This is a genomic window from Paenibacillus sp. PsM32, assembly GCF_030433815.1.
Lineage (GTDB): Bacteria > Bacillota > Bacilli > Paenibacillales > Paenibacillaceae > Saccharibacillus > Saccharibacillus kyungheensis.
On sequence record NZ_JARUWY010000024.1, the window covers coordinates 15743 to 27531 of the forward strand.

Sequence of the window (11789 nt, forward strand, 5' to 3'; positions counted from 1 at the left end):
TATAGATTCATCTCTACAACATAAAGTGGTGATCAGTAGCAAATACTATTCTACAGTTACACTTTTCGCAAGGTTACGTGGTTTGTCTACATCATGCTCAAGTGCTAATGAAGCGTAGTAAGCAAGCAATTGCAATACAACAACAGACAATGCTGGAGTCAATAATGGCAATGTTCTTGGAATCGATAGTACTTTATCTACCGATTTCATTAGCTCTTCACGACGTTCTTCATAGCTCACAACCATCACTTCTGCACCACGAGCTTTTACTTCTTTGATGTTGCTTAATGTTTTCTCAAGCACATCTTCTTGTGTAGCTAGAGCGATCACAGGAATACCTTCTTCGATCAAAGCAAGAGTACCATGCTTCAATTCGCCTGCTGCATAAGCTTCAGAGTGGATATAAGAAATCTCTTTTAATTTCAGAGAACCTTCCTGTACGACTGCATAATCCACACCACGTCCGATAAAGAACAAATGTTTATGTTGAGCGATATGCTCTGCATATTCTTTGATAATCGGTGCTTGTGTTAATACTTGCTCTACTTGCTCAGGCAATGAATCCATTGCTGCAAGAATATGAGCGATTTCTTCGGTTGTTTTGGTTTCACGAATTTCAGCCATATATAGACCCAATAGATAGAAAGCAATCAATTGAGACGTATATGCTTTCGTCGATGCTACCGCAATTTCAGGACCAGCTAATGTAGCGATCACATCATTAGCATCACGAGCGATTGAGCTACCTACTACATTCGTTACAGCAATAACATGAGCGCCATTAGCCTGTGCTTCACGTAGCGCTGCTAATGTATCTGCTGTTTCACCGGATTGACTCACTACAATAACCAATGTATCTTTTGCAATGATTGGTGAACGGTAACGATATTCGGAAGCTACATCTGTTTCTACCGGAATTTTCGCTAGACTTTCAATAATATTACGTCCTACAAGACCTGCATGATACGCTGTACCACATGCTACGATCTGAATATTACGAATATTTTTAATTTGTTCTTTCGTTAAGTTCAAGTCTGTGAAATGAACACCTTTGCCATCTTCGTTAATACGACCTAGCATTGTATCACGGTAAGCTTTAGGTTGTTCATGAATTTCTTTTAACATAAAGTGATCAAAGCCGCCTTTTTCTGCGGTAACTGCATCCCAATCGACATGGAATATTTCCCGAGAAATAAAGTTGCCTTCAATCGTCATTAATTCTACTGCATCTTCAGTCAAAACAGCCATTTCGCCATCTTCCAAAATATACACATCACGAGTATATTTCAAGATTGCTGGAATATCAGAACCGATAAAGTTTTCACCTTTACCTACGCCGATAACAAGTGGACTTGCTTGACGTACAGCGACTAATTTATTAGGCTCATACTCTGTTAATACGCCAAGTGCAAAAGCACCACGCATAAAGGTTACTGCTTTTTGTACTGCTTTAACGATATCACCGTTATATTCACGAGCCACTAAGTGAGCGATAACTTCTGTATCTGTTTCCGATACAAATACAACACCAGAAGCGATCAATTCATCTTTAAGCTCCAAATAGTTCTCAATAATACCATTATGCACAACAGAAAATTTGCTTGTTGCATCTGTATGTGGATGAGAGTTAACATCAGATGGTTTACCATGAGTTGCCCAGCGAGTATGTCCAATCCCTGCATTACCAACCAAAGGGTGCTCTTCTAGCTTAGCTTCCAAGTTATTCATACGACCCAAAGCTTTAACCACTTGCAATCCTTTACTTGTAAAAACAGAAATCCCCGCTGAATCATAACCACGGTATTCCAACTTACGAAGACCATCCACCAAAATAGCTTGCGTATCTTTATTCCCAATATATCCAACAATACCACACATCGTTGTATTCCTCCGTTCGAATGTTCGTCTCATGACGTTAGTTGCACATAAGAACAGGAGTCAGGGATATACAGATCATGACATTAGAATAGATATGCACTGTAGATCATCTCTGCACTATATTTAGTTTGGAGTTCTATTATCGATAGTTATCGATTATTCAGCTTTCAATGTACATTCTATGTGATGCTGCAATCCTGCTCATGTTCTATGCACATTAGTAGTTTTGATAAAAGTAATCCTGCTATAATATGCTGATTATTCAGCTTTTTGTACCATTTTATGCACCAAACAGAATCTTTGTCGCAGAGATCACTCTCTCCTTTTAAATTCTGCTTCACGGTTTGATGCGTCACCGGGAGGCCCCCGCCGAACATTCGAACACCTCCACCTCGTCAGCTTGATCTAATTTCTCCGTAGCGATCAAGCTCTGGCGCTTAGTGAATCTTAATTCCAACCTCTATCCTCACTTTCTATATTTGAGTACGTTAGATTTCATTTACATTACAGTTTCATTACATTTGGTAACTTGTACATTATATCTATTAATCTTTTATAAAACAATGATAAAAATCTGACAAAATACTCACAAAGTAATTTCAATGCTTTTAACCCGCTATTTTGTCATAAGCAAGCCACTTATTCATTTCCGAAATACGTCTATGCTCTCTAACTAACAGACTATTACTATTTAACCTTATTTATTAACCTGACGCACGATATTCAATAAAAAGAGGCTGCCTTATTCGATGTAAATGACAGTATATCTGCCAATACACATCGTCGTCTGGCAACCTCGTGTTTAAATGTTACTGATTTAAACGACTAATTCTTTTTTAACCACACCTACAATTTGATCCACATATTGCTCTAATTCATTTTTGTTTGGACCTTCAGCCATAACACGGATTAAAGATTCGGTTCCAGACGGACGAACCAATACACGACCGTTGTCACCTAATTGATCTTCAACTGCTTTGACAGCTGCTGCAATCGCAGTATTGCCTTCATAACGTGCTTTGCTTTCTACACGTACATTTACCAATACTTGTGGATATTTGTCCATCATCGATTTTAATTCGCTTAATGATTTACCAGAACCCACCAATGTATCAACCAACTGCACCGCAGTTAAGATTCCATCACCTGTTGTAATATAGTCGAGGAAAATCACATGACCGGATTGTTCGCCACCTAGCGTATATCCTCCACGTTTCATTTCTTCCATCACATAGCGATCGCCTACAGCTGTGATTTTCGTTTCTAGAGCAAGCGATTTAGTTGCTTTGAAGAAACCAATATTACTCATTACAGTCGATACAATCATACTATCTTTCAATTTACCTGCGCGATTCATAGCATCACCACAGATACAAAGGATATAGTCACCATCAACTTCTTCACCTTTGTCATCAATCGCAATTAGACGATCAGCATCCCCGTCAAAAGCAAGCCCGATATGTGCACCATGACGAAGAACTTCTTCTTTTAACTTCTCAGGGTGAGTCGAACCGCAATGATCATTGATATTCAGACCGTTTGGTTCTGCTGCAATCGTAATCACTTCTGCACCTAATTCTTTGAAAAAAGTTGGTGCTAATTCATACGCTGCACCGTTTGCGCAGTCCATCACAATTTTCATTCCTGCAAAAGAATGAGTGATAGTTGATTTCAAATGCTCTAAATATTTGAATTTGGACGTATCGTCATTCACAATCGTACCTAATTCCGCACCGACTGGACGTGGCAATGTATCTTCTTTTGCATCCATCAATGCTTCAATTTCAAGTTCAGTCTCGTCGGTTAACTTAAAGCCGTCTCCACCGAAAAATTTGATCCCATTGTCTTCTACTGGATTATGCGAAGCTGAAATCATAACACCTGCATCTGCTTTGAGTAGACGAGTAATATAAGCTACTGCTGGTGTACTCACTACACCTAGACGGATGATATGTGCACCGATTGATAACAATCCAGCAACCAATGCAGATTCCAGCATCAGACCGGAAATACGAGTATCCATCCCGATGACCACTGTCGGTTTCTCTGCTCCGTGAGTAAGTACATAACCTCCACAGCGCCCGATCTGGTAAGCCATCTCTGCTGTTAATTCTTTGTTAGCAACGCCTCGTACACCGTCTGTTCCGAAATATTTACCCATTATTTATTGTGCTCCTTATTATTGTTCAAATTATCATTTCTAAGATTGTAGTGAATTGGTTTACTATATCGTTGATAAATACATCTATGAGAACGAATTACAATCTATTTCAGCAATCTTATCCTTTATACGCTGACCCTCACATAATGTCAATACTATACTTCATCTATCAACTGCTTATCGGTACGTACTGGGAAATACAGCTTTCGTACTTGTAGCCGCCTCTGATGTCGTACTATTACTATTAGTATTGTTACTACTGTTATCTGGAGGAATCGTTGTTGTCCCACCGTTCTCTACTCCGGCAGACCCGTTACTTTCAGGATTCTGTTCAGGTGTGGTTCCTTCTGGAGTGGTAGGCGTTTCTTCTGAAGGAGTTGTCGTTCCCGGGTTACTTGTATCTGGTGTTGTTCCACCTGTACCTGTACCCGTACCTGAATCAGTGCCACTACCTGAACCTGTTCCATCGGTAGTGCCTGTTCCTGAATTATCAGTATCCGCCGGATCCTTTGGCGTTGTATTTTCCGTTTTTTCACTGATGGTTACTGTGACTGTAGGGGTATTTGCTGGATCAGACAAAGCAATCGTATCTGGCAAAATAACCTGTACAGGAATTTTATAAGTGCCTGGCTTTCTACCGCTGATATTAGCTGATACTTCAATATCGGCTGGCTTGAGTGCTTCTAATGCTTCAGGCGTTCCTTTTACATTTAGAGTCACTTGTTGATTCGCTGGATCAGTAATCACATTTGTATAATTATCACTTGCCCCTTTAAAAATAACAGGAATATTAGTGACATCTTTTTGTGAGAATGATTCTGCTGTGATTTTCACCTGCACTGTAGATGGTGCGATTCGGTCTGCACCTTCAGGAATATCTAATTTAACCGTCAGATTCGTAGTTCCTGCTTCTTTAATCGATCCTAGATCGACTGTTGCTGTAATCGAATCTCCTAATGCGGCTAACGATTTCTCGGATCCATACACAGTCACTTCATTCACGCTTGCTTCTGTATTCGCCAATATCAGACTATTTGGAAGTTCACCAGTATAACTAAGATTCAGTGGCAAAGTCTTCACAGACGTCCCTATAGGCACTTCTACTTTGACGGTAGCGGGCGAGACAACAGCATTTTTAATAACTGATCCATCTTTGGCATAGACGATCAGAGATACCGTTTTGGAGACTGTGTCCGTAGCACCCTCAATATTCACAACACCTTGGACTTTCTGTACATCTTCAAGTCTGCTCTGAGGTAATGTAACGCTAACTTTATCGGTTCCATCGGTAATAACAGGATCTCCTGCTTGATTGCCTGTTGCAGGTTCGCCCTGGGTTACGATTTCCGGTACAAATGCATTAGACGTTTTCTCTTCAATGGTTACTTTAACAGTACTTGGACTCATCGATACATACTGTACACTAGCAGGCAATTCCGGAATCAATGGTAACGTCATTGTTCCTGCCTGAGTGACCTGACTTAAATCTACCTTCACTTTATAGCTCTCTGATGAGAAATATGAAGTCAAATCAGACTGTTGTCCTCTTACCTGAATACTCACACGTGTAGGATCTAATGATTTAAGCACATACTTATCTTCATCAAATCCATACGCTTGAACCTGCACATTGTCGATTACATTGGTTCCCATCGCTGAAGAAACGGAGGTGGTGCGAATAGAAGCTGCTCCTCCATCGAGATGGACCATAACCCACAGTAGTATACTTACAACCAGAGCCAGTACTTTAGCAACTGTGTTGTTATTGATCCATTTGTCCATCATTACTGCTCCCCTCCTTTACGTTTCCAGAACGGGCTTTTTTTCTCTTTTGTTGCCACTTTTGGTTTCAAAGCATCATGTAATTTCGAGATCAAAGACTCTTCATGAATATCACGAATAACCTGTCCGTTCATAGCAAGAGACACTTGACCGGTTTCTTCAGATACGATTAATGAGACTCCGTCGCCCACTTCACTAATTCCTATCGCAGCGCGGTGTCTTGTTCCCAGCTCTTTGCTGATAAATGGATTCTCAGACAGCGGTAAATAACAAGCTGCTGCGGAAATTTGCTGACCTTGAATAATAACAGCTCCATCATGTAGAGGCGTATTAGGTATAAAAATATTAATAAGCAATTCTGAACTCACCATTGACTGCATTTTGATACCTGATTCGGTATACTCGTTCAGACCTGTTGTACGTTCAAATACAATCAAAGCTCCTATTTTGCGTCTGGATAGATAATGAACAGCTTTAATCACTTCATTGACCATTTTAGTAATTTCTTCATCATCTGCTAACGTTCGACCGAAGATCTTACCACGACCTAATTGCTCCAGTCCACGTCGCAGTTCCGGTTGGAAAATAATAAATATAGCTAATACCCCAAACGTAAATGCCTGATTCATTAACCATTTTAATGTATACAAATCAAACCAACTACTGATTGCCCAGATAAACACAAGCACCAAAATACCTTTCAGCAATTGTACTGCTCGTGTACCACGAACCAATAGAATTAACTGATAAATAATATAGGTTACGATTAAAATATCAATGATATCTTTGATCGAATCTTTCCAAGTTAAGCTTGTAAAATAATCCATACTGAAACCCCCGTCATGTTCTATCTAGTGGACTTATCATCTATTATTTTCCTCATGACTGTATACACAGAAAGTAGGTTTTGTATAAAAGATTACCCAAACCTGCCACCAAATGCGCAATAAATCTATTTTTATGAATTATTTGTACCGATCCTAACTATTATTGTGCAAAATACTACTACATCTAGGGTATAACGATACCTCTATCGTTGCAACCTACTATTTTCTTATTGTACACGTTTTATAAGCACACACGCAAAAAGACGCCTTCTTTAACAAGAGGCGCCTTTCAGGCAATAATAACAAATCAAGGAGAGGCGACTTCAGAAAACACATTTGCGATTTTGTACCAAACCCAGTCTACCGATTGATTAATACTTTGAACTTGCCCCGAAATATGCGCTGTACTTGCTTGGAATATCCCGCCATCAATTACAGTGACATTTCCTTCCACATCGCCGTAAATCTTAGCCTGTCCTTTTTCTATCGTTAAATTACCAGCGATCGTACGACCTTCCGGTACTATTACAGAATTTCCTTCAATAACCACTTGATCCAAATCTGTGCCTTTGACAATCATCTCAGGGCCTTCATTCCATAATGGAAGTGTTCCGAGCAAAATAATAAAGAAAGCTGCCGCTGCTGTCAATGCAGGATGTCGTTTTAGCCAAGTCCACCAAACATGTGTCTGTTTAGACTTGGGTAAAGACTGCATAATTCGAGCAGTGAGCTCATCAGATACTGGCGGCTTGCGGTGATTTACGGCGAAAAGAAGCATATCTGTTTGTTCTAACTGTTTGAATGCTATACGGCATTCTTCGCACTCAGCCAGATGCTGCTTCAATTCATCTGTTTCTTCATCCAGTAAGTCGCCGTCTAAATATTCGTGCATCAGTGAGACGGCCAGTTTGCAATCCATATGAGCCAATCCTTTCTGTTCAAATACTTTTTCAACACGTATAACCAAAAGGAAGCTGTTGAAACAGCTTCTACCTTCTTAAATACGAATCGTATTTCAATGGGTTTCATAATTTATCATTTAATTTATAGTTTAGGTTCTAATTTTTTACGTAAAAATTCCCGTCCACGATGCACACGGGTCTTAATCGTCGTAACGGGCATATCCATAACTTCACTAATTTCTTGTAAAGACAACTCTTGCAAGTATCTTAATACCATAACGGTCTTATATTTATCCGGCAAAGAATCAATCGCTTGATGAATCAATTGTTGCGTTTCTGAAAGCAAATATTCACTTTCCGGCGTTCGTTCATCCCCAGGCAACAGAGCATATCCATCTGTACCATCTTGGTCATTCAATTCTGCATCTAATGAATAACTAGGTTTACGCTTACGTAACCGATCTATACACAGATTCGTACCTATTCGGTAAATCCATGTTGAAAACTTTTGCTTTTGATCATATCGATCTAAATTTTTGTATACGCGCAAAAAGGTTTCTTGTACTACATCTTCTGCTTCATGACGATTGCTTAGCATCCGATAGCCTAAATGAAAAATTTTATCTTTGTATAATTCAACGATTTCGGCAAAAGCACGTTGATCCCCTTTAAGTGCTAGCTTCACCAATCTCGTTTCTATATTGTCCACCATCACTCCCCCAGACTTCGAACCCTATATGTATGTGTATTAATAGATTTATTTTACAATCCACTACAAATCGTAATTCAATCAGACCAAAATTGCAATCGTAATCCTGCGAATTTTAACGTTTTATACAAAAAAAGCCGAAATATATCATTATTTGTAGCAATAATGTATATTTCGGCTACTTCCAATCCATGATTGCTGGAGTTGATCATTACTGGAGGAATGATGCTTGAGTTCTCTCCATCTTTATCTCTTCCATGTGTCACCATTTAATGATACGTGAAATGGAATACATCTTGATTAGGCATCAACCTGTATTACGAAGCCCTGCTGCAATACCATTGATCGTTAATAACACTTCACGAAGCAAGTCTGGATTATCTTCATCTTGTTCACGTAGATTGCGTAGCTCGTTCAACAATTGAACTTGAAGATAACTGAGTGGATCAACATACGGATTGCGCAAACGAACAGATTCTTGAATAACAGGCACATTATCCAAAATATCTTGTTGACGTGTAATCTGTAGCACCAGATCGCGAGTACGATTAAACTCTTCTTGAATCAATCCAAAAATACGTTCACGTTGCTCTTCATCTTTATACATTCCTGCATACTCTTTAGCTATAATCAAATCTGCTTTTGCAATAGCCATCTGTAGCGTATCTACTAGAGTAGTAAAGAACGGGAACTCTTGATACATTTGTTGAAGAACAGCCATATTTTCTTCTTTGTTTTGATAAAAATGTTCTATACCTGTTCCTGCTGCATACCATGCAGGTAACAAATAACGACTTTGTGTCCATGCAAATACCCATGGAATCGCACGTAGGTCTTCAAATCGATCACTATTTTTACGTTTAGACGGACGAGAACCTATATTAAGTTCTCCCACTTCTGGAAGTGGTGTAGAACCTTTGAAGAAACTCATAAAAGATTCATCACGGAAAATAAGATCTTGATACTTATTCAGTGATACCTCAGAGATTTCTTCCATGATTTGTTCCCATTTCTTATTGTGCTCGCCTTCAGGTTCGCCTACTTTTGCAATAATTGCAGACGTAATAAGCGCTGATGTGGCTTGCTCAAGACTACGATAAGCAATACCTTGTAAAGAATAACGAGAAGAAATAACTTCCCCTTGTTCAGTGATTTTGATACCGCCACCTACTGTATGAGGAGGTTGAGCCAAAATACTACGGTTTAGTGACATACCACCACGACCCAAAGCACCGCCACGACCATGGAAAAATTTAAGTTTGATATCATACTCTGCACCCATTGCTGTGATTTCATTCAAAGCGAGGCGCAATTCCCAGTTAGCTGTCACTACTCCACCATCTTTGTTACTATCCGAGTAACCTAGCATGATTTCTTGCAAATTATTCATTGCTGCTACTGATTGACGGTAAGCAGGTAGATCCAATACTTGGCGCATAATCTGTGGTGCTGCATGTAGATCATCAATCGTTTCAAATAACGGTACTGCTTGCAGTGTAGAATGAACCGTACCATCAGGATCTTGACGGAACAGACCTACTTCTTTGGCAAATATCATTACTTCAAGAATATCACTAGCCCCTTGAGTCATACTGATCAAGTAACTAGAAATACAGTTTGTACCAAATTCTTTTTGTGCTTTGAAAATAGTACGGTATACAGCCAAGCACTCTTCTGTGCTTTCACTGTAATTCAGGTATGTTGATGTCAAAGGACGAGGATCTGTTAACAATTTGCCAAGAAGCTCAATCTTTTCTTCTTCACTAAGTTTGGAATAATCCTCTACAATTTTCATACTCGCTAAGATTTCAGTCAACGCATTCTCATGTTCTTGACTATGCTGACGGATATCTAATGTTGCTGTATGAAAACCAAACAGTTCTACCTGACGAATCAACTTTTTCACATATGTATTCGCCACATAATCTGCATAATGATGACGCAAGCTTTGATCAATCACTCGCAAGTCTTCTAAAAGTTCACCCATATGACTATAACTTTCGGCTGTTCCTTTTTTAGACTCATCTAATATATTATTTAATTTACGCAACATATAAGCAATTTTAATACGATAAGGTTCATTTTCATTATTCCAACTGAACTTCTTATCAATCGTTACATGTAGACGATCTTTTTGAATAGAAGATAACAATTCTTCAGAGACATCAATAATAGTTGTACTGAAACTTAATGATTTCATCAAGTCTGTCAAAATACGTTGATATTCCCGAATCGCAAGGCGGCGTTGCATTTGCAACGTTTTCCAAGTCACGTCTGCTGTAACAGAAGGATTACCATCACGGTCTCCACCAATCCAAGAACCAAAGCGTAAAAAACTAGGTACATGCCATTCATGTTCTGGATAATACTTGCTCAACGAGCGTTCTAACTCCTGATACAATTCTGGTAATACATCAAATAAAGTCTCATGGAAATAATACATCCCATTACGCACTTCATCCAGTACAGTTGGCTTACGATCACGCAATTCATCTGTTTGCCATAATGTAATCACTTCGTTCAATAACTTTTCACGTAATTGCTCGCGCTCGCGGAAAGTCAGTGTAGGATTGTCTAAAAGAGTAACGTCTTCTGAAATGCGTTTATGAATATCAAGGATAGCACGACGCATAGCTTCTGTAGGATGAGCTGTCATTACCAATTCCAAAGAAAGGTCAGCTAAAATAGCTTCCACTTCATCAGCAGTAAAGTTTTTTTCTTTTAACTCTTGTACAGCGCTTTCCATAGAACCCGGTTGAATCGTTTCTCCAGCAGAGCGTTCATAATCGCGTTTACGACGAATACGGTGATTCTGTTCTGCAATATTCACCAATTGAAAATAAATAGCAAAAGCACGTACTACTTGGTGTCGATTATCAGAATCCAGATTTTTGATAAGTGTTTTGAATTCCTCAAAAACCTCAGGTAAAGCTACTGCACGCAATGATTTACTTAATTCACGAATTTTTTCAACAATATCCAAAAGTTCCTGTCCGCCTTGATGGACAAGCACCTCACCTAGAATATTCCCCAAAAAACGTACATCTCGCCGCAGCAAGTTGTTAGAATGATTTTTACTAGCATTCACTGTCAACTCAGACATGCTCTTCCTCCTATCTTTCACCGGTGTTAATTCCTCTATATGTTAACATCTTCTTAACATCATACAACAAAGCTACACTGATTACTTTAATTAATTTTGAACTTATGAATGATTATGCAAACTTTTAACCAATCAATCACAATGAAAATAAACCATATCCCACAAAATTTTCATAGTAATAATTCGTTAATTTTATCTCAGTAACAGCATTTTTTCAATGTTAGAGGTAATATCACATCTTTCAAGCAATATAGTACTTTAAATGTAAACCCAAAGTAAAAAAGTACAAAGCTAATATCAGACTATACACAAGCAATTTATATCTGTATATAGCAAAAAAAGACCGTTTCCGGTCTTTGAATTGAAAAATGGAGCGGGTGATGGGAATCGAACCCACGCTATCAGCTTGGAAGGCTGAAGTTCTACC

7 protein-coding genes are annotated in these 11789 nt (G+C 38.9%); all 7 read right to left on the minus strand.

Features of this window, described 5'->3' with window-relative positions:
* Nucleotides 1–45: 45 nt before the first annotated feature.
* Nucleotides 46–1878, minus strand: a complete 1833-nt coding sequence (glmS, locus tag QCD85_RS23015) for a glutamine--fructose-6-phosphate transaminase (isomerizing) (protein ID WP_273613651.1) — start codon at nucleotides 1876–1878, stop codon at nucleotides 46–48.
* Between the two features lie 817 nt (nucleotides 1879–2695).
* Nucleotides 2696–4039 carry a phosphoglucosamine mutase gene (gene glmM, locus QCD85_RS23020; protein ID WP_301264009.1) on the minus strand — a complete coding sequence of 448 codons (1344 nt, stop codon included), beginning with the start codon at nucleotides 4037–4039 and terminating at the stop codon, nucleotides 2696–2698.
* Between the two features lie 177 nt (nucleotides 4040–4216).
* Nucleotides 4217–5824, minus strand: coding sequence for a CdaR family protein (locus QCD85_RS23025; protein WP_301264010.1), 1608 nt, complete (start codon nucleotides 5822–5824; stop codon nucleotides 4217–4219).
* On the minus strand, nucleotides 5824–6648 hold the full coding sequence (gene cdaA, locus QCD85_RS23030; protein ID WP_274171834.1) for a diadenylate cyclase CdaA: 825 nt from the start codon (nucleotides 6646–6648) through the stop codon (nucleotides 5824–5826). Before cdaA ends, QCD85_RS23025 begins: the two co-directional genes overlap by 1 nt.
* Before the next feature lie 307 nt (nucleotides 6649–6955).
* Nucleotides 6956–7567, minus strand: coding sequence for a zf-HC2 domain-containing protein (locus tag QCD85_RS23035; RefSeq protein WP_204827021.1), 612 nt, complete (start codon nucleotides 7565–7567; stop codon nucleotides 6956–6958).
* 125 nt (nucleotides 7568–7692) lie between these two features.
* Entirely contained in the window at nucleotides 7693–8262 is a 570-nt protein-coding gene (gene sigW, locus QCD85_RS23040; protein ID WP_069325697.1) for an RNA polymerase sigma factor SigW, read from the minus strand.
* 304 nt (nucleotides 8263–8566) lie between these two features.
* A complete protein-coding gene (gene ppc, locus QCD85_RS23045; RefSeq protein WP_273613655.1) occupies nucleotides 8567–11362 on the minus strand; it encodes a phosphoenolpyruvate carboxylase in 2796 nt (931 codons plus the stop codon).
* Between the last annotated feature and the right edge of the window lie 427 nt (nucleotides 11363–11789).

Excerpts from the sequence above, each read along its gene's own strand:
- glmS (WP_273613651.1), bottom strand. The coding sequence starts at position 1,878 with ATGTGTGGTATTGTTGGATATATTGGGAATAAAGATACGCAAGCTATT.
- glmM (WP_301264009.1), bottom strand. The coding sequence starts at position 4,039 with ATGGGTAAATATTTCGGAACAGACGGTGTACGAGGCGTTGCTAACAAA.
- QCD85_RS23025 (WP_301264010.1), bottom strand. The coding sequence starts at position 5,824 with ATGATGGACAAATGGATCAATAACAACACAGTTGCTAAAGTACTGGCT.
- cdaA (WP_274171834.1), bottom strand. The coding sequence starts at position 6,648 with ATGGATTATTTTACAAGCTTAACTTGGAAAGATTCGATCAAAGATATC.
- QCD85_RS23035 (WP_204827021.1), bottom strand. The coding sequence starts at position 7,567 with ATGGATTGCAAACTGGCCGTCTCACTGATGCACGAATATTTAGACGGC.
- sigW (WP_069325697.1), bottom strand. The coding sequence starts at position 8,262 with ATGGTGGACAATATAGAAACGAGATTGGTGAAGCTAGCACTTAAAGGG.
- ppc (WP_273613655.1), bottom strand. The coding sequence starts at position 11,362 with ATGTCTGAGTTGACAGTGAATGCTAGTAAAAATCATTCTAACAACTTG.